This is a genomic window from Streptomyces sp. NPDC050147 (genome assembly GCF_040660195.1).
Taxonomy (GTDB): domain Bacteria; phylum Actinomycetota; class Actinomycetes; order Streptomycetales; family Streptomycetaceae; genus Streptomyces.
The window spans coordinates 69,275-89,121 of sequence record NZ_JBFALJ010000010.1; the positions used below are offsets into that span (position 1 = coordinate 69,275).

Consider the following 19,847-nt stretch of genomic DNA (forward strand, 5'->3'; position numbering starts at 1 on the left):
ATCTGATGTGTACGTTAAGCAAGATGCCATGAGTGTCAGGGAGTTGGTTCCTGGCCAGTCGAGCTTTAGCGACGGGGTAGGCGGGCGATGCGCGAGTCGGTCCAGGCAGAGGTCATGATGAGCTTCCTCGTTTCCGAGGAGTTGTCGTTTCGCATCCCGGTGGAGCTGCGATATGAAACCGACGATCCCTACGCCGTCCGGCTGACCTTTCACCTCCCCGGAGACGCGCCGGTGACCTGGGCCTTCGGTCGCGAGCTGTTGGTCGACGGGGTGGGCGGGGCGTGCGGTGACGGGGACGTGCACATCGCCCCCACCGACCCGGAGCTGCTGGACGAGGTGCTCATCCGGCTCCAGGTCGCCACGGACCAGGCGCTGTTCCGGGTGGGGATTCCGCCGCTGCTCGCCTTCCTGGACCGTACGGACAAGCTGGTTCCGCTGGGGCAGGAGCGGGCGCTCGCCGACTTCGATACACACCTGGACGAGGCGCTGGACCGGATCCTCGCCGAGGAGCAGAGCGCGGGCTGACTCCGGAGGACAAGTGGCGCAGCCGTACGGCAGATTGCTGCATTTCGTGGCATCGGCCGCTCTGGCCTTGCGGCATCGGCCGGTCTGGCCTTGCGGCGGCGTCCCTTCCGCACGCCCTGGCCTTCCGGCGGCACCTCTTCCGTTCAGGCCTTGCGGCGGCGGCCCTTTCCGCCGCGGCTCTGCTTGGGGGCGGGAGTCGTGCGGGTGGCACCGTCTCCGTGCGCGTCGGTGGCGCCCGGGGGGTTCGTGCCTCCCGGGTGGTTCGCGCCCGCTGGCCGGGCTGTGGCGGCCGAACGGTCAGCCGAGACCACCAGGGCCGCGAGCGCTGTCGTCACCGGCACAGAGGCGACCAGGCCGATCGAGCCGACCAGCGTGCGCACGATCTCCTCGGCCACCAGCTCGCTGTTGGCCACGGTGCCCACGCTGCTCTGGGCGATGGAGAAGAGCAGCAGCAGGGGCAGCGCGGCGCCCGCGTAGGCAAGCACCAGGGTGTTGACGACCGAGGCGATGTGGTCGCGGCCGATGCGGATGGCGGCGCCGTACAGACCGCGCCACCCCATCGTGGGGTTGGCCTGGTGCAGTTCCCAGACCGCGGACGTCTGCGTCACCGTCACGTCGTCGAGCACGCCGAGGGAGCCGATGATGACGCCGGCGAGCAACAGGCCGCTCATGTCGATGGACGGGTACAGGCCGTGGATCAGGCCGGTGTTGTCGTCCGTGTTGCCGGTCAGCGAGGCCCAGCCGATGAAGAGCGAACCGAGCAGTCCGATGAGGAGCAGTGAGATCAGCGTGCCGAGGACCGCGACCGACGTACGCGCTGTGAGGCCGTGGCACAGGTAGAGCGCGATCAGCATGATGGCGCTGGCCCCGATCACCGCCACGACCAGCGGGTTCGAGCCCTGCAGGATCGCCGGCAGGATGAAGAACGTCAGGACCAGGAAGCTCAACGCCAGGGCGACCAGGGCCATGACGCCGCGCAGCCGTCCCACCACGACGACGGCGAGCGCGAAGATCCCGGCGAGCAGCGCCATGGGGAACTTGCGGTTCACGTCGGTGACCGCGTACTGCAGCGCCTCGGGGGCCGTGGGCTCGTAGGCGACCACCACCTGCTGGCCCTGGCGCAACTGCCGCGGTGAGTCCGGCTGGACGATCTCGGTGAAGGTGCGGCCCTTGTCCTTGCCGCTGGTCACCTCGATCGTCGCCTTCTTGCAGATGCCCTTCGCGCGGGACTCCGCGGACTGCCCTTCGGCGGTGGAGGTGTCACCGTTGGGCGGGGTCTGTGAGGCGTTCACGTCCTTGCAGGGGAGCTCCTGCACCTTCGTCACGTCGGCCGACTGGGTCTGGCGGTCGAAGCCGACTCCGGTGCGCTCATGGCCGGGCGCGCCGCCGGGCCAGAGCACCGCGAGGCCCACGACCACCGCCGTGGCGAAAGGAATCAGCACGGCGGCGATGACCTTGCGCAGATGCTTCGATACCGGCGCGGCAGGACCGTGGCTGTGGGAGTGCCCGTGCGGGTCCGGGGGACGGTTCGGGACGGGCGGCTGGGACGGCGGCTGTGTGGTGGTCACTGACCGATCATCGCAAGAACGGAGGGGGCCCTCTGTTCAGCGCGCCCGACATGACGCTAGCGTGGTGTCACCTTTGCAATCGCGGGAGCTCGGAGCACCGGGCTGAGAGGGCGCTGAACTCCGTACGAAGCGGCACAAAAAGTGCACGAGCCGTACGGAATCCGCTGCGTCGACCGCCGAACCTGTTACCGGGTAATGCCGGCGTAGGGAGTAGGTCTCATGACCACATCGGACGCACGCACGCCTGCCTCCAGCAGCGACGAGAACACCGTCGAGGCGGAGGCCGGGAAGTCCATCGGCTGGCACAAGGCGTACGTCGAGGGCTCGCGCCCCGACCTGCGGGTGCCGGTCCGCCAGGTGCACCTCACCAACGGCAAGGCCGTGACCCTGTACGACACTTCGGGGCCGTACACCGACGAGTCCATCGACACCGACGTCCGCAGGGGCCTCGCGCCGCTGCGCGAGAACTGGATCATCGCCCGCGGCGACACCGAGGAGTACGTGGGCCGCCCGCCCCGCCCCGAGGACGACGGGATCAAGCACACCTCGCCGCGCGGAGGCCTGAAGAACCTCGACGCGGTCTTCCCCGGCCGTCCGCGCCAGCCGCGCCGGGGCCGCGGGGGCCAGGCGGTGTCACAGCTCGCGTACGCCCGCCGTGGCGAGATCACGCCCGAGATGGAGTTCATCGGGATCCGCGAGAACCTCGACCCCGAGGTCGTGCGCGCCGAGGTCGCCGCGGGCCGGGCGGTGATCCCCGCCAACGTCAACCACCCGGAGATCGAGCCGATGATCATCGGCAAGAAGTTCCTGGTGAAGGTCAACGCCAACATCGGCAACTCCGCGGTCACCTCCTCCATCGAGGAGGAGGTGGACAAGATGACCTGGGCGACCAAGTGGGGCGCCGACACGGTCATGGACCTGTCCACCGGGCGCAACATCCACACCACCCGCGAGTGGGTCCTGCGCAACTCCCCCGTCCCCATCGGGACCGTGCCGCTCTACCAGGCCCTGGAGAAGGTCGATGGCCAGGCCGAGGCGCTGACCTGGGAGATCTACAAGGACACGGTCATCGAGCAGGCCGAACAGGGCGTGGACTACATGACGGTGCACGCGGGCGTGCGCCTTCCGTACGTCCCGCTGACCGCCAACCGCAAGACCGGCATCGTCTCGCGCGGTGGCTCGATCATGGCGGCCTGGTGTCTCGCGCACCACAAGGAGAGCTTCCTCTACGAGAACTTCGAGGAGCTCTGCGAGATCCTCGCCTCGTACGACGTGACGTACTCGCTCGGCGACGGTCTGCGCCCCGGTTCGATCGCGGACGCCAACGACGAGGCGCAGTTCGCCGAGCTGCGCACCCTCGGGGAACTCAACACGATCGCCAAGCGTCATAACGTACAGACCATGATCGAGGGCCCGGGTCACGTCCCGATGCACAAGATCAAGGAGAACATCGACCTTCAGCAGGAGATCTGCGAGGAGGCGCCGTTCTACACCCTCGGCCCGCTGACCACCGACATCGCGCCCGCGTACGACCACATCACCTCCGGCATCGGCGCCGCGATGATCGGCTGGTGGGGCACGGCGATGCTCTGCTACGTCACGCCCAAGGAGCACCTGGGCCTGCCCAACCGTGATGACGTGAAGACCGGAGTCATCACGTACAAGATCGCGGCGCACGCGGCGGACCTCGCCAAGGGGCACCCGGGCGCCCAGGACTGGGACGACGCGCTCTCGGACGCACGCTTCGAGTTCCGCTGGGAGGACCAGTTCAACCTGGCCCTGGACCCCGTCACGGCACGGGAGTTCCACGACGAGACGCTGCCGGCGGAGCCCGCGAAGACAGCACACTTCTGCTCGATGTGCGGGCCGAAGTTCTGCAGCATGAAGATCTCGCACGACATCCGGCGTGAACACGGCGGTACGCGGGGCGAGATCGAGGCGGGCATGGAGCAGAAGTCCAAGGAGTTCGCGGCAGCCGGAAACCGCGTGTACCTGCCCATCGCCGACTGACCGATACCGGCACGCGCCGTGCTTCGGGCGGGCAGCACGCCCGCCCGAAGCAGCGTCGCGTACTACTCCGGCTTGTGGTCGGGACCGCCGAAGTCCGGGCTCGAGAAGTCCGGGCTCGAGAAACTCGGGCGCGGTCCCGCCGCCGGGCCGCCCTCCGGGCTGCTGAACCCCGGCCTGTTGTAGCCGAGTTGCGGCATGCGGTTGCCTGGGCCCGGCGACGGTGTACGAGCGGCGTGCGCCGTCCCCGGGTCCGCGAGCGCCTCCCGCAGGAACGGCAGGATGCCGCGCTCCATGAGTGCCTCGCTCCAGGCTTCCCTGGCGCGAACCACCTCCTCGTTCCGTTCTCCGTACGGACCGGCCTGGAGCGACGTGGCGCCGTTGCGCAGGGCGGTCAGGAGCAGGCCGATCGCGGCGATCAGGATGGCCCCTGCGGTGAGCGCGCCGAACAGCCACCCTGCCGTGAGCAGGGTTTCCGCGAAGGCGGGCTCGGGGTTGAGCATCTTCAGGATGTAGCCCACGAGCAGGAAGATCGCGGCGGCCGCCCCGGCGAGAACCGGTGCGAGCACCGCGACGACGGCGATGGCCCCCGCCCCTGAAGCCTGGGTGGTGACCTCCCCCATCGTGGTGGCGAGACCGATGCCGCCGGAGCCGGCTTCCGCCGGACCCTCGGTGCTCCGCTCCCGGATGGATGGTGCGGCAGATCCGCTTTCGCGCAGTTCTTCGCGGACCTTCACATAGTGCGTGTATTCGGTCGTGGCGGCGGCAGTGATCAGCGCAGTGGCGTTCAGGGCCATGGTGCGCAGCTGCTCGGGATTGAGCCGCTCGCCCACCGCGGCGAGATCAGGACGAGTCGGTGCCGTGCGCAGCGCCTCATCGAGGATCCGCTCGTACTCGGGGCGGTCCTCATTGAGCAGGTGTGGAGCGCTGTTCATGTGCATCCCCCGATGCTCCGTAGGGCTTGGGGCTCGCATGGGTGCGAGCCGTCGGGCAGAAACGGAGGGGAGCCTGCTACGGATAAGCCGATGGTAGAGCCGTGAAGGCACGCGGTGACAGGGGGTTTCCAGAAATAGACCCCCTGGCCAGCGTGATCCTGTATTGGTGCGCCTGCCCCGCGAACGCTCAGTTATCCAAGGGAAGTTGGCAGACCAGCAGCTTTCCGGCCATGGTCACGCCGCCGTCCATGGCGATGGCCAGGCCGCCTGCGTAGATGTGCGGGCCCTCGATGACGGGACCGCCGCCGTCCGAGTCGTCCTCGGAGCCGACATCGCCGAGCAGATACGGGATGGGGCTGTGGCCATGCACGACGCGATGGCCGCCGTACATGTCGAGGAGTTCGCGTACGGCCTGGGGGCCCGACTCGTCGCGGAAGGCGAAACGCTTGGTGAACTTCCGGAAGAGGTCCCAGCACTCGTCGGCGTCATTGCGCGTGAGGGTCTCGCGGACCGTGTCGTTCACGGCTTCGATCGAGTCGCCGTAATCCAGATAGGCGGTCGTGTCGGAGTGCATCAGGAGATGCCCGTCCTCCGCCTCGATCGCGTCGAGACGGGCCATCCACTGCAGATGGTGGTCCTCCAGGCGCTCCATGTCGGTCTTCTGGCCGCCGTTCAGGAGCCAGGCGGCCTGGAAGGTGGCCGTACCGGCTCCCGAGTTGACCGGGGTGTCGCCGAACCGCTTCGCGCCGAGCAGGAGCAGCTCGTGGTTGCCCATCAGCGCCTTGCAGTAGCCGCCCGCGGCCGCCGCCTGGGCGGACAGGCGCATCACGAGGTCGATGACGCCGATGCCGTCCGGGCCGCGGTCGGTGAAGTCGCCGAGGAACCACAGGCGCGCGTTGCCCGCGGACCAGTCGCCTTCGGCGTCGATGAGGCCCTGCTCCTGGAGGGCCGCGAGCAGCTCGTCCAGATAGCCGTGCACATCACCCACCACGTACAGCGGACCGTGTTCGTCGGTCGCCGGCGCCTGTGGAGGCTCGGGCATGGCCTGCACCTCCACTTGCACGGTGTCGCCGCGGTTGATGACGGGCAGGTCGCGCTGAGTGGGGGTATAGCCGTCGTCCAGCGTCCCGGGGGCCTGCCCGGGGGCGCCCGGAACCGCTGCGCCCGCCGGGTCCCCCTGGACCGGACCGGTCTCATGGACGTACGCCGGAACGCGGAAGTCGCGCAACGTCGCCGTCCGCACATCGGGTCCCTGACCGGCCCCCTGAGTCATCGACCCCTCCACCACCATTGCGCCGCATCTGCACCGAGATCGGACTGCCTGGTCGCAGCGGCCCTCGGTGTCGTCCGCCCATCATAGGAATGCGGCTCGCACTGTGTGGTGCACCAGGGGTGGTGAATCAGTGCTGAACCCCAGTTCACCGAGGTTTTCTCCCGAATTGGGTAGGGGTTTCCCCCCAGGTCACGACCGGGACGTGTCCGGTAGTGCTGGTCGAAGGCCGGTGGGCAACCGGTTGGCAGCCGGTTGACGACCTGTTGACGGGGTTCTCCCCGGGGGGCGGGCCGCTCAACCGGGTTCGGGTGAGCGGGGTGGGCTGACCGTCGTACGCGGTGGACGTCGCTCGGACGAGGTGCGCACGATCAGCTCCGTCGGTATCACCTGCTCGACCGGCCGGCCAGAATCCAGGCCTTCGATGGCGTCGATGAGCAGCTGGACGACGGCCGTGCCGATGCGCCGCGGTTTGAGCGAGAGGGTGGTGATGGGCGGTTCGGTGGTGGCGTAGACCGTGGACTCGCTGCAGCACACCAGCAGCAGGTCGTCCGGGACGCGCAGTCCGTACCGGCGGGCGGCCGCGAGGAGATCGGTGCCGTTCGGGTCGAAGAGGCCGTAGACGGCGTCGGGCCGGTCGGGCCGGGCGAGCAGCCGGTCGGCCGCGACCGCGCCGGCACACGGGTCGTGGGCCGGGTAGGACTCGTAGACCGGGTCCTGGCCGACGCGCTCGCACCAGCGCAGATAGGCGGTGGTGGACAGATGGGTGTACGTGTCCGTGGTGGTCCCGGTGAGCAGCCCGATGCGGCGGGCTCCGGCCGCCGCGAGGTGGTCGAGGATCTCGAGAACCGCCGCCTCGTGGTCGTTGTCGACCCAGGCGGTGACCGGGAGGGACCCGGCAGGACGGCCGTCGGACACGACGGGTAGTCCCTGGCGCACCAGTTCGCTGACGACGGGGTCGTGGTCGGACGGATCGACGACGACGGTGCCGTCGAGCGCGACGTTCGACCACACGTCGACCGGGCTGCGCCGGGAGGTGGCGGGCAGGATGACAAGGGCGTAGCCGCGGGCCAGCGCGGCCGAGGTCGCGGCTCTGGCCATCTCCGCGAAGTACGCGAATTCGGTGAAAGTGAAAGGTTCATCCCCGTAGGTCGTCACGGTCAGGCCGATGAGGCCCGACTTGCCGGTACGGAGCGTTCGGGCCGCCGCGGAAGGGCGATAGCCCAGCCGTTCGGCGACCTCGCGGACATGGCGTCGGGTGGCGTCCGGGAGCCGGCCCTTGCCGTTAAGAGCATCGGAGACAGTCGTGATGGAGACACCGGCTGCGGCGGCGACGTCTCTGATGCCCGCTCGGCTCTGCCGGTTGCCCCGGCGGGCGGTCTCCGCTCGGCTCACCTGGTGGTTCCCTGCTGCTGTCATGGCGAGCCGATAGTAGGGCTCATGGGGGTGGGTAGTGCGGACGCATATTCACTCGTTGACAGGCACGTTTCTGCATGGTCGAAGTAGGGCAACGGCCTTGGATTGTAGGGGAGTTGGCGTCTCTTGAGGTGGACGCTCCCTTGATGCCGCGCACGGGCCTGCTGAATGAGCGATGTCTCGAAGAGGTCTCAACTCACCTTCACGGGTGATGCGCGCCACGGAGTGAGCCACGGGCGCGCGCTGGAGAAGGGAGCGCTCCCCCCTCGTTGTGCGCCCGGCGGAGCGGATACCGCTGACCCATTCGCAGCAGAGCTGAATCCTCATAAGGTGAGGAGCATTGAAGTCAGGGTGTTCAGGTGTTCAAGAGGAGGACTGCGGTGAGCGAGACGAGCCCGAGGCTGCGTGCCGAGCTGGAGGGTATCCCCACCTACAAGCCGGGGCGCAGCATCTCATCAGCGGCTGCCGCCGCGGCCGATGGTCCGGTGGCCTACAAGCTGTCCTCGAACGAGAACCCCTACCCGCCCCTGCCGGGTGTCATGGAGAGCGTGCTCGCCGCCGCGGGTGCGTTCAACCGCTACCCCGACATGGCGTGCACGAACCTGATGAGCGAACTCGCCGAGCGCTTCGGGGTGCCGGTGTCCCACGTGGCGACGGGCACCGGTTCCGTCGGCGTCGCGCAGCAGCTGGTCCAGGCCACGTCGGGTCCGGGCGACGAGGTCATCTACGCCTGGCGGTCCTTCGAGGCGTACCCGATCATCACGCAGGTGAGCGGGGCCACGTCGGTGAAGGTGCCGCTGACGCCGGGGGACGTCCACGACCTGGACGCGATGGCCGCCGCCATCACCGACCGGACGCGGCTGATCTTCGTCTGCAACCCGAACAACCCGACCGGCACCGTGGTGCGCAGGGCCGAGCTGGAACGGTTCCTCGACCGGGTGCCGAGCGATGTCCTTGTGGTGCTCGACGAGGCCTACCGCGAGTTCATCCGGGACCCCGAGGTGCCGGACGGCGTGGAGATCTACCGTGACCGTCCGAATGTCGCCGTACTGCGCACGTTCTCCAAGGCGTACGGCCTCGCGGGCCTGCGCGTCGGCTTCGCGGTCGCCCATGAGCCGGTGGCCGCAGCCCTGCGCAAGACGGCGGTGCCCTTCGGGGTGAGCCAGCTCGCGCAGGACGCGGCGGTGGCCTCGCTCCGGGCCGAGGACGAGCTGATGGGCCGCGTCGGCTCGTTGGTCTGCGAGCGAACGCGGGTGGTCGAGGCGCTGCGGGGGCAGGGCTGGACGGTGCCCGAGACGCAGGCGAACTTCGTGTGGCTGCGGCTCGGGGAGCGTACGACCGACTTCGCGGCGGCGTGCGAGAAGGCCGGCGTGGTCGTGCGTCCGTTCGCGGGCGAGGGGATGCGGGCCACGATCGGGGAGACCGAGGCCAACGACATCTTCCTGCAGGCCGCGGAGGCGTTCCGCAAGGAGCTGTAGCCGCCGGCTGTTGCGGATGAGGAGGCCTTGGGACGTTCGCCCCCCGGGGCCTCCTCCCTTTTCCCCCGAGTAAGGGGACCCCCCTCCTCGGTCCGACAAGCAGTAGGTCATAATTGCTTGTGAATGTGAACGCGTTCACAAGCGCGTCCCGGTTCCTCCGAAGATCGGAGGGATTAAAGGGGCGAACCGCCGCTGTGATCACGGCCGTAAGGAGAAGTCGACGTGGATCTGGCTCTGGCGCCGGAGACCCTGGCGCGATGGCAGTTCGGCATCACCACCGTCTACCACTTCCTGTTCGTTCCACTGACGATCTCCCTGGCAGCCCTCACGGCGATCCTGGAGACGGCCTGGGTGCGCACGGGCAAGGAGCACTACCTCAGGGCGACCAAGTTCTGGGGAAAGCTGTTCCTGATCAACATCGCGATGGGCGTCGTCACCGGCATCGTCCAGGAGTTCCAGTTCGGCATGAACTGGTCCGACTACTCGCGCTTCGTCGGTGACGTCTTCGGGGCGCCGCTCGCCTTCGAGGCCCTCATCGCGTTCTTCTTCGAGTCGACCTTCATCGGCCTGTGGATCTTCGGCTGGGACAAGCTCCCGAAGAAGCTGCACTGCGCCACGATCTGGATCGTCTCCGTCGGGACCATCCTGTCCGCGTACTTCATCATCGCCGCCAACGCCTTCATGCAGCACCCGGTCGGCTACAAGATCGCGGAGCGGGACGGCACCAAGCGCGCGGAGCTCACGGACTTCTCGAAGGTGCTCTTCCAGGAGACGGCGCTGGTCAACTTCTTCCACGTCATATCGGCGGCCATCCTGGTCGGCGGCGCCTTCATGACCGGCATCGCGATCTTCCACCTGCGCAAGAAGAAGCACATCCGCACCATGCGGATGTCGATGCGGCTCGGCCTGGTCACCGCGTTCGTCGGCACCCTGCTCACCGTGGTCAGCGCCGACACCCTCGGCAAGGTCATGTACGAGCAGCAGCCGATGAAGATGTCGGCCGCCGAGGCCCTGTGGGAGACGGAGAAGCCGGCGCCGTTCTCGCTCTTCGCGTACGGCGATGTGTCCGAGGGGCACAACAAGGTCGCCATCGAGGTGCCCGGGGTGCTGTCCTTCCTCGCCAAGAACAACTTCAGCGCCGAGATACCCGGCATCAACGACCTCAACAGGGAGGCGCAGGAGAAGTACGGGCCGGGCGACTACCGGCCCAACATCCCCACCGCCTACTGGTCCTACCGCTGGATGATCGGCTTCGGCGGGGTCTCGATGGTCCTGTGCACCGCCGGCCTCTGGCTCACGCGGAAGAAGTTCTGGCTCGCTCCGGAGCACCGCACGGGCGCGGACGACGTGCCGAAGCTGATGCTCACCAAGAACAAGGAGCTGACGCCGAAGCTGGGCAACTGGTGGTGGCGGCTGTCCCAGTGGACGCTGATCTTCCCCCTCATAGGTACCGCCTGGGGCTGGATCTTCACAGAGACCGGGCGCCAGCCCTGGGTGGTCTACGGGGTCCTGAAGACCAGGGACGGGGTCTCGCCGGGGGTTTCGCAGGGCGAGGTGATCACCTCGCTGGTCGTGTTCACCGCGATCTACGCGATCCTCGCAGTGATCGAGGTGAAGCTGCTGCTCAAGTACATCAAGGCGGGCCCGCCCGAGCTCACCGAGGCCGACCTCAACCCGCCCACCAAGATCGGCGGTGCCGGCTCCGGCTCGGGTTCCGATGACGACACCGACGCCGACGCCGACCGGCCCATGGCCTTCTCGTACTGAGGGAGTTGATCGACATGGAACTTCACGACGTCTGGTTCGTGCTGATCGCAGTCCTGTGGATCGGCTACTTCTTCCTGGAGGGCTTCGACTTCGGGATCGGCATCCTCACCAAGCTCCTCGCCCGTGACCGGACCGAGAAGCGTGTGCTCATCAACACCATCGGTCCTGTCTGGGACGGCAACGAGGTGTGGCTGCTCACGGCGGGCGGCGCGACCTTCGCCGCCTTCCCCGAGTGGTACGCGACGCTGTTCTCAGGCTTCTATCTGCCGCTGTTGATCATCCTGCTCTGCCTGATCGTGCGCGGTGTCGCCTTCGAGTACCGGGCGAAGCGGCCCGAGGAGAAGTGGCAGCGCAACTGGGAGCAGGCCATCTTCTGGACCTCGCTGATCCCGGCGGTGATGTGGGGCGTGGCCTTCGCCAACATCACGCGCGGCGTGAAGATCGACGCCCACAAGGAGTACGTGGGCGGCTTCTGGGACCTGCTGAACCCGTACGCGATCCTGGGCGGCCTGGTCACCCTGACGCTGTTCACGTTCCACGGCGCGGTCTTCGCCTCGCTGAAGACGGTGGGGGACATCCGGGTGCGGGCGCGGAAGCTGGCGCTCGGGCTCGGCCTGGTGACCGCTGTCCTGGCGCTCGGGTTCCTGCTCTGGACGCAGGCGGACAAGGGCGACGGCAAGAGCCTGGTCGCGATGGTCGTGGCCGTGGTGGCGCTGGTCGGTGCCGTGGTGGCGATCAAGATGGGGCGCGAGGGCTGGTCGTTCGCGCTGTCGGGCATCACGATCGCGGCCGCCTTCGCGATGCTCTTCCTGACGCTCTTCCCGAACGTCATGCCGTCGTCGCTGAACGACGAGTGGAACCTCACGGTCACCAACGCCTCGTCGAGCCCTTACACCTTGAAGATCATGACCTGGTGCGCGGGCATCGCGACGCCGATCGTGCTGCTCTACCAGTCGTGGACCTACTGGGTGTTCCGCAAGCGGATCGGCACACAGCACATCGCTGATTCCGCACACTGAGTTCTCCTTCGCGGGCGCCTGAGTCCGCACGTTCCTCGGCAGTCTTCATCCGGTCCCTCGGAGAGTGTGTTTCACGTGAAACCAATCGACCCGCGTCTGCTCCGGTACGCCCGCGCCACCCGGTTCTTCCTTGCCGCGGTGGTGGTCCTCGGTATCGCCGGGGCGGGCCTGGTCGTCGCCCAGGCGATGCTCATCGCCGAGATCGTGGTCGGCGCCTTCCAGAAGGGGCTGGCCCTCGGTGACCTGGTGACGCCGCTCGTCCTGCTCGTGGTTGTCGCGACGGGGCGGGCGCTTGTCGCCTGGCTGACCGAGCTCGCCGCCCATCGGGCGAGCGCCGCGGTGAAGTCGGAGCTGCGGGGGCGGCTCCTCGACCGGGCGGGGCAGTTGGGCCCCGGCTGGCAGATGGGGTATCCCCTGCTCGAGCGAAGCCGAGAGCTTGGGGAAGGGCAGCGGACGGGTTCGCTGGTGTCGCTCGCCACGCGGGGAGTGGACGCACTCGACGACTACTTCTCGCGCTATCTGCCGCAGTTGGGGCTCGCGGTGGTGGTTCCGGTGGCGGTGCTCGCGCGGATCGTCACCGAGGACTGGGTGTCGGCGGCGATCATCGTCGTGACGCTGCCACTGATCCCGATCTTCATGATCTTGATCGGCATGGCCACCCAGAACCGGATGGACCGTCAGTGGCGGCTCCTCTCCCGTCTGTCGGGCCACTTCCTGGACGTGGTGGCGGGGCTGCCGACCCTGAAGGTGTTCGGGCGCGCGAAGGCACAGGCCGAGTCGATCCGGCAGATCACGGGCGAGTACCGGCAGGCGACGATGCGTACGTTGCGCATCGCCTTCCTGTCGTCGTTCGCGCTCGAACTCCTCGCGACACTGTCGGTGGCGCTGGTCGCGGTGACGATCGGGATGCGGCTCGTCCACGGTGACATGGATCTGTACGTGGGTCTGGTGATCCTCATCCTCGCGCCCGAGGCCTATCTGCCGCTGCGCCAGGTCGGAGCGCAGTACCACGCTGCGGCGGAGGGGCTCTCCGCCGCCGAGGAGATCTTCGAGGTCCTGGAGGCTCCGGTACGGCAGACCGGGGAGGGCGCGGCGCCTTCGGGGACGTTGAGCGTGGAGGGCGTGACGGTCCGGTATCCGGGGCGGGCTTCGGACGCGGTGTCCGGGGTGTCGTTCGCGGTGGAGCCCGGCGAGACCGTGGCTCTGGTCGGACCCAGCGGGGTGGGCAAGTCGACGCTGCTCGACGTGATCCTCGGGTTCGTAGAGCCTGCCGAGGGGCGTGTGTGTGTCGGGGGCGTCAACCTGGCCGAGGTCGCGCCGGAGCTGTGGCGGGAGCGGATCGCCTGGGTTCCGCAGCGGCCGCACTTGTACGCCGGGACCATCGCGGAGAACGTACGCCTGGCGCGGCCGGAGGCGGACGACGCTTCCGTGCGCGGCGCGTTGGAGGCGGCGGGTGCCTGGGAGTTCGTGTCCGCGCTGCCGGGTGGTGTCCAGACGCGGCTGGGGGAGGACGGTTCGGGTCTTTCCGCCGGGCAGCGGCAGCGGCTCGCTCTTGCGCGGGCGTTCCTGGCCGACCGTCCGGTGGTGCTGCTGGACGAGCCGACGGCCGCTCTGGACGGGGAGACCGAGGCCGGGGTCGTCGAGGCGGTGCGGCGGCTGGCCGTGGGGCGGACCGTGCTGCTCGTCGTGCACCGGCCGGCGTTGCTGGCGGTGGCGGACCGGGTGATACGGCTCGGGGCTTCTGGTGCTTCTGACGCCCCTGTCGTTTCCGACGCTTCTGATGCTTCTGGCGCCTCTGCCGCCTCCGGTGACGTGGCCCGGCGGTCCGGGGCGAACGAGTGGGACGGGTTGAACGGCTCGGCGCTCTCGCGGGCTGCCGTGGATGACGCTTCCCTGGGCCAACCGCAGGCGTCGGCCGCCCCGGTGGACGCGTGGGAGAGCCCTCGGCCCACGGGCGAGGTCCTTGCCCGGGTGCGGAGTGCCGCACAGGCGCGCAAGGGCAAGCTCGCGCTCGCCCTGCTCCTCGGAGCCCTCGCGATCGGCAGCTCCGTAGGGCTGATGGCCACTTCCGGGTGGCTCATCAGCCGGGCGTCGGAGGAGCCGCCGGTGATGTACCTGATGATCGCCGTGACGGCGACCCGCGCCTTCGGCATGGGCCGTGCCGTCTTCCGCTACGCGGAGCGCCTCGTCTCGCACGACGCCGTCCTGCGCATGCTGGCCGACACCCGCGTGGCCGTCTACCGGCGCCTGGAGCGCCTCGCCCCGGCCGGGCTCAGGAAGACCCGGCGCGGCGACCTGCTCTCCCGCCTGGTCGCCGACGTGGACGCCCTGCAGGACTACTGGCTGCGCTGGCTCCTGCCCGCGTCGGCCGCCGCTGCCGTGGGCGCCGGAGCCGTCGGCTTCACCGCCTGGCTGCTGCCCGAGGCCGGCGCGGTACTCGCCGTCGGCCTGCTCCTCGCCGGAGTGGGCGTACCGCTGCTCTCCGGAGCTGTCGCCCGCCGAGCCGAACGCAAGCTCGCCCCCGCGCGCGGGATGCTGGCCACCCGCGTGGCCGATCTGCTCACCGGCACCGCCGAGTTGACGGTCGCGGGCGCGCTGACCCGGCGTACGGCCAAGGCGAAAGAAGCCGATGCCGAGCTGACCCGGATCGCGTCACGGACCGCCACGGCCACCGCGCTCGGCGACGGGCTCGGTGCGCTCGCCACCGGTCTCACCGTGGCCGCCGCCGCCCTCGTCGGCGTACAGGCGCTGCATGACGGCCGGCTCAGCGGCGTCGCGCTCGCCGTCGTCATCCTCACCCCGCTCGCCGCCTTCGAGGCGGTCCTGGGTCTGCCGCTCGCCGTGCAGTACCGCCAGCGCGTCAGGAAGAGCGCTGAGCGTGTCTACGAGGTCCTCGACGCCCCCGAACCCGTATCCGAGCCCGCCGTGCCCGCACAGCGCCCGCAGACGCCCTTCCCGCTCCGTGTCCAGGGGCTGCACGCCCGGTACGAGGGGCAGGACCGGGACGCGCTCGCGGGCGTCGGCCTGACCCTGGAGCGGGGACGGCGCATCGCGGTGGTCGGTCCCTCGGGTTCCGGCAAGACGACGCTCGCCCAGGTGCTGCTGCGCTTCATGGGCGCGAGCGAGGGGACGTACAGCCTCGGCGGCACGGACGCGTCCGCCCTCGACGGCGACACCGTGCGCGAGATCGTCGGGCTCTGCGCGCAGGACGCGCACATCTTCGACAGCTCCGTACGCGAGAACCTGCTCATCGCGCGGAAGGCTGCCACTGACGACGAACTGCGCGGCGCCCTCGAGCGGGCCCGGCTGCGGGAGTGGACCGACTCGCTCCCCGACGGGCTCGACACCCTGGTCGGCGAGCACGGGGCCCGTCTCTCCGGAGGCCAGCGACAGCGCATCGCCCTGGCCCGGGCGCTGCTCGCCGACTTCCCCGTCCTCGTCCTCGACGAGCCGGCCGAACATCTCGACCTGCCGACCGCCGACGCCCTCACCGAAGACCTCCTCGCCGCCACCGAGGGCCGTACGACGCTGCTCATCACGCACCGGCTCGCAGGGCTCGACGCGGTGGACGAGGTGATCGTCCTGGACGCGGGTCAGGTGGTGCAGCGCGGTGCGTACGCGGACCTCGTACGGGCGGACGGGCCGCTGCGGCGCATGCTGGAACGGGAGAGGGCGGCTGACCTGCTGGTGACGGCCGCCGGGTAGGAGTGCGGGCCTGCTCTCCGCTGGCGTGCTCCCCGTGGGTGCCCTCCCCGCGGACCCCTCCCCGCGGACCCGTCTCCGCGGGGCCTGCTTCCGGCAGGGAGGTGCGCGCGCCCTGCCCAGAGCAAAGCTCGACTTTCCTCACCAAATAGGACTAACTACGCTCAAAGGCATGTCAGCCCCCTCGGACTCCGCCGCCTCTCCGCAACCCGACGGCTCATCGGACCCGATAGAGGTTGCGAAGAAGGCGACCCGCAGCCTTCAGGGGCTCTCCCCCGAGCTCACCTCGCGCGTGCCGCAGCTCCTTGAGGCGATGCGCTCCGTCGGCGCCGGTCTCGAACTGCACACCACGTTGAACCGCATCTGCGAGACGGCGGCCGAACTCGCGGACGCCCACTACGCGGCGATCGGCGTCGTCTCCGAAGACGGCAAGGGGCTCTCCGACTTCGTCCACGTCGGTATGGGCGAGGAGGTGGCCGAGCGGATCGGACGGCTGCCCGACGGGCACAAGGGGCTGCTCGGCGCCCTCATCCACCAGCCGGAGACCCTGCGCCTCGCGGACCTCTCCGCCGACCCGCGCTCGTGCGGCTTCCCGGCCCACCATCCGCCGATGCGGTCCTTCCTCGGCGTCCCCATCCGCGTGCAGGGCGAGATCTTCGGCAACCTCTATCTGACCGAGAAGCGCAGCGGCGCCGACTTCAACGAGTACGACGTGCACATGGTCCGCGTGCTCGCGACGGAGGCAGGCATCGCCATCGGCAACGCCCGCCTTTACGAAGCCGCCACGCAGCGCGAGCGCTGGATCGACGGCTCCGTGGCGGTCACCACGGCGCTGCTCTCCGGCAGCGACGCGGAGGAGGCGCTCTCCGTCGTCGCCGAGCAGGCGCGCCACCTCGCCGACTCGGCCGCCGGGATCGTGCTGCTGCCCGACGACGAGGGCGGCATGGAGATCGTCGCCGTCTCCTCCGACGAACCCTCCGGGGCGCTCGGCATGGCCGTCCCACCGGAGAGCCGGATCATCACCGATCTGCTCGCCGGTGAGTCCGTGTTCCTGGACGACGCGGCCACGGACCCACGCGTCATGACCGACCTCGCCCGCGGCTACGGCCCCGTCATGATGCTGCCGCTGCAGAGCGACGGCCGCGTCATGGGGACGCTCGTCACACCACGCGTGCGTGGCGCACGGCCGTTCAGCGAGATCGAGCGGACCCTCGCCACCCAGTTCGCCTCGCAGGCCGCGCTCGCGCTGATGATGGCCGAGGCGCAGCGCGACCGTGAACGCCTCGCGGTGTACGAGGACCGCGACCGGATCGCCAGGGACCTGCACGACCTCGTGATCCAGCGCCTGTTCGCCACCGGGATGATGCTGGAGAGCGCCCAGCGCAGGTCCGTCGTGCCCGAGGTGCAGACGGGCGTGGGCAAGGCCGTCGACGAGCTGGACGTGACGATCCAGGAGATCCGGACGGCGATCTTCGCCTTGCGGCAGGGCCCGGCCGAGGCCCCCTCCGGACTGCGCACGCGGGTCCTTCGCGAGATCAACATGGCCGCGGTGCCGCTCGGCTTCAAGCCCTCGCACCACTTCGTGGGACCCGTCGACACCGTGGTCGGCGAGCTCACCGGCAAGAACCTCATCGCGGCCCTGCGTGAGGCACTGTCCAACGCGTTCCGGCACGCGCGGGCGGATCGCATCGATGTCGTCGTCGACGCGACGGTGACCCTCCCCGACGGGCAGCAGGGCGTACGTCTGACGGTCTCGGACGACGGGGTGGGCATCGCGGAGGGCGGCCGCCGCAGCGGCCTGAAAAACCTCAAGAGGCGCGCGGAGTCGCTCGGCGGGGACAGCTGGTACGGGCCCGGCATCGGCGAGGAGGGCGGGGGCACCGCCGTCGTGTGGCAGGCGCCGCACTAGGAGGGGCGGGGCCCTGTTCGAGGAGGGGCCCTTGTGCGAGGAGGGGCGGGGGCCCTGTTCGGCCGTACGGAGATGGGCCGTTCGGGGCATCGGATGCCCCGTGTGTACGCATGGGGCGGATCCCGGCGATGGCGGCGCGGCAACGATCCCTGACATGCGCTTGAGTCATCGCGGTACCCGTCATCCGCTCGTCGCCGTAACGGTGCTGCTGTGCGCGCTTGTGTGCCCGGCCGTGTGCCCGGCGCCCGCCGGTGCCTCCGAGGGGCCGGACGCGAGCGCCGAAGTGGTACGCCTCTACGAGGAGGCTTCCGCCGCGACCGCGCGCTACGAAGAGGGACAGCAGGCGGCCGAGGCGCAGCGCAAGAAGGTACGCAGACTCAACCGGCTCCTCACGAAGGAGCGGCACGCGACCGATGAGCTGCACGCGGACCTCGGCAGGATGGCCAGCGCCCAGTACCGCAGCGGCGATGGCCTTCCCCAGGCCGCCCAACTCCTGCTCGCCGACAGCCCGGAAGAGCTGATGCGCGGTCAGCGGCTCATCGGGCAGGCGGATCTCGTCGTCACCAACGCCGTCGGCAAGACCCAGCGGGCCGCCGCCAGGATCGGGGACGCCAAGCGCGCCGCGGACCGCGCGGAACGCGCCCTCGACCGCCGAAACGCCCGGCTCGCGAAGCTGAGGCGCGGTATCGAGAGCAAGCTGGAGTCGGCCCAGTGGACCCTGCAGAGCGAGGCTGACCGGTCGGTCGCGGCCGGGCAGTGCAGGGGCGCCGTACGCCTGGAACAGCCGGAAACGGACTCCACGCGCGCGTGGACGACGCCCGTGGAGTCGTACGAGCTGTCGGCGGGCTTCGACAGCGCCGGTGCGCGCTGGTCGCACCGGCACACGGGGCAGGACTTCGCGGTCGGCATCGGGGCGCCGGTGCGGGCGGTCGGCGCGGGCCGGGTGGTGTCCGTGTCGTGCGGGGGCGCCTTCGGCATCGAGGTCGTGGTGGAGCACGAGGGCGGCTACTTCACGCAGTACGCGCACCTGGCCGCCGTCACCGTCGATCAGGGGGAACGCGTGGACCCCGGGCAGTGGGTCGGGCAGGCGGGGACCACCGGCAACTCGACGGGGCCGCACCTGCACTTCGAGGTGCGGCTCACGCCGCATCTCGGGTCCGGCGTGGACCCCGTCGAGTGGCTGGAGGAGCGGGGGGTGCGGCTCTGAGGGTCCGTGCCGCTCGTCTCTCCGGTCCGGTGTGTCTCTCCGGTTGCCAGCCCCTCCCGTCCTACGGGGCTCTTCCGACCCGCCCGTCCCTCGCGCGCGAGGAGGAGCCTGCCGCCGGGGTGTTGCCGCTGGCCCTGCTACTGGCCCCGCTGCTCACTCAGCAGCTGTTCGATGATGACCGCGACGCCGTCCTCGTTGTTGGCGACCGTGCGCCCCGAAGCGGCGGCGAGTACGTCCGGGTGCGCGTTGCCCATCGCGAACGATGTGCCCGCCCAGGTGAGCATCTCGATGTCGTTCGGCATGTCCCCGAAGGCGACGACCTCCGCGGGCGTGATGCCGCGCTCGGCGCAGCACAGCTCCAGCGTGCTGGCCTTGGAGACGCCGGGACCGCTGATCTCGAGCAGGGCGCTCGGGCTCGACCGGGTGATCTCGACCTGGCCGCGCACGGCCTCGCGGGCCACGGCCAGGAACTCGTCGGGGGCGATCTCGGCGTGGAAGGCGAGGACCTTCAAAATGGGCTGCGTCGCGTTCTCGGAGTCCTCGGCGAGGAGCTTCTCGGCAGGGGCGATGCTCTCGCCGGGCTCCAGGTGCAGGGGCGGGTAGGTCGGCTCGTGGTGCAGTCCGCCGGTCCGCTCGACCGCGAACGACGTGCCGGGGGCCGCCGCACGCAGCAGCCGGACGACGTCGAGGGCGTCCTCGCGCAGCAGCTCCCGCACCTTCACGAAGCGATGGCCGCCCGATCCGTCGTGCAGGTCGACCACGGCGGCGCCGTTGCCGCAGATGGCGAGGCCGTGGCCGTGCACGTGAGCGCTGACGACGTCCATCCAGCGTGCCGGGCGGCCGGTCACGAAGAAGACCTCGATCCCGGCCCGCTCGGCGGCGGCGAGTGCGGCGACGGTGCGGACGGACACGGACTTGTCGTCCCGAAGGAGGGTTCCGTCCAGGTCCGTGGCGATCAGCCGGGCCTTGGGCCGGTGGGGGGCTGTGGCGGGCAAGGTCTTGGGCCGTGGGGTAGCTGAGGTCACGCCATCGATTGTCCCGCAC

At 69.7% G+C, this 19,847-nt stretch carries 13 protein-coding genes and 1 riboswitch; of the genes, 8 read left to right on the forward strand and 5 right to left on the reverse strand.

Going from position 1 to position 19,847, the window contains the following annotated elements; genetic code table 11:
- Positions 1-87: 87 nt before the first annotated feature.
- Complete coding sequence (locus tag AB0I94_RS17455) at positions 88-525, forward strand: SsgA family sporulation/cell division regulator (protein ID WP_363310435.1); 438 nt, start codon at positions 88-90, stop codon at positions 523-525.
- A 143-nt stretch (positions 526-668) separates the two neighbouring features.
- Here the strand turns inward: AB0I94_RS17455 and AB0I94_RS17460 are convergent, their stop codons facing one another.
- Positions 669-2,093, reverse strand: a complete 1,425-nt coding sequence (locus AB0I94_RS17460) for a YibE/F family protein (RefSeq protein WP_363310436.1) — start codon at positions 2,091-2,093, stop codon at positions 669-671.
- Positions 2,094-2,164: 71 nt separating this feature from the next.
- Positions 2,165-2,320: riboswitch (TPP riboswitch) on the forward strand.
- Here AB0I94_RS17460 and thiC point away from each other — a divergent pair.
- Complete coding sequence (gene thiC, locus AB0I94_RS17465) at positions 2,313-4,103, forward strand: phosphomethylpyrimidine synthase ThiC (RefSeq protein WP_363310437.1); 1,791 nt, start codon at positions 2,313-2,315, stop codon at positions 4,101-4,103. It overlaps the preceding riboswitch by 8 nt.
- Before the next feature lie 62 nt (positions 4,104-4,165).
- Here thiC and AB0I94_RS17470 read toward each other — a convergent pair whose 3' ends face one another.
- The 3 genes from AB0I94_RS17470 to AB0I94_RS17480 all read right to left on the reverse strand — a co-directional run bounded on the left by AB0I94_RS17470 (position 4,166) and on the right by AB0I94_RS17480 (position 7,724).
- Positions 4,166-5,041 (reverse strand): hypothetical protein, encoded by an 876-nt coding sequence (locus AB0I94_RS17470; protein ID WP_363310438.1) that lies wholly within the window; start codon positions 5,039-5,041, stop codon positions 4,166-4,168.
- Positions 5,042-5,222: 181 nt separating this feature from the next.
- Positions 5,223-6,308, reverse strand: coding sequence for a metallophosphoesterase (locus AB0I94_RS17475; RefSeq protein WP_363310439.1), 1,086 nt, complete (start codon positions 6,306-6,308; stop codon positions 5,223-5,225).
- A gap of 294 nt (positions 6,309-6,602) precedes the next feature.
- Complete coding sequence (locus AB0I94_RS17480; protein ID WP_249588937.1) at positions 6,603-7,724, reverse strand: LacI family DNA-binding transcriptional regulator; 1,122 nt, start codon at positions 7,722-7,724, stop codon at positions 6,603-6,605.
- Between the two features lie 377 nt (positions 7,725-8,101).
- Here AB0I94_RS17480 and hisC point away from each other — a divergent pair, with 377 nt between their 5' ends.
- From hisC to AB0I94_RS17510, 6 genes are all read left to right on the forward strand, one after another.
- Entirely contained in the window at positions 8,102-9,199 is a 1,098-nt protein-coding gene (hisC, locus tag AB0I94_RS17485; protein ID WP_363310440.1) for a histidinol-phosphate transaminase, read from the forward strand.
- A gap of 222 nt (positions 9,200-9,421) precedes the next feature.
- Positions 9,422-10,966, forward strand: a complete 1,545-nt coding sequence (locus AB0I94_RS17490) for a cytochrome ubiquinol oxidase subunit I (RefSeq protein ID WP_363310441.1) — start codon at positions 9,422-9,424, stop codon at positions 10,964-10,966.
- Positions 10,967-10,980: 14 nt separating this feature from the next.
- Positions 10,981-11,985 carry a cytochrome d ubiquinol oxidase subunit II gene (gene cydB, locus AB0I94_RS17495; RefSeq protein WP_363310442.1) on the forward strand — a complete coding sequence of 335 codons (1,005 nt, stop codon included), beginning with the start codon at positions 10,981-10,983 and terminating at the stop codon, positions 11,983-11,985.
- Between the two features lie 75 nt (positions 11,986-12,060).
- The gene (gene cydD / locus AB0I94_RS17500) at positions 12,061-15,690 is read left to right on the forward strand and encodes a thiol reductant ABC exporter subunit CydD (RefSeq protein ID WP_363310443.1); all 3,630 of its coding nucleotides are present in this window, start codon (positions 12,061-12,063) and stop codon (positions 15,688-15,690) included.
- 169 nt (positions 15,691-15,859) lie between these two features.
- Entirely contained in the window at positions 15,860-17,596 is a 1,737-nt protein-coding gene (locus AB0I94_RS17505) for a GAF domain-containing protein (RefSeq protein WP_363310444.1), read from the forward strand.
- A 154-nt stretch (positions 17,597-17,750) separates the two neighbouring features.
- Positions 17,751-18,803: a peptidoglycan DD-metalloendopeptidase family protein gene (locus AB0I94_RS17510; RefSeq protein ID WP_363310445.1), complete on the forward strand. Its 1,053-nt coding sequence runs from the start codon at positions 17,751-17,753 to the stop codon at positions 18,801-18,803.
- 137 nt (positions 18,804-18,940) lie between these two features.
- On the opposite strand, the gene AB0I94_RS17515 is transcribed toward AB0I94_RS17510, so the two are convergent.
- Entirely contained in the window at positions 18,941-19,828 is an 888-nt protein-coding gene (locus AB0I94_RS17515) for a Cof-type HAD-IIB family hydrolase (RefSeq protein ID WP_363310446.1), read from the reverse strand.
- Positions 19,829-19,847 lie beyond the last annotated feature (19 nt).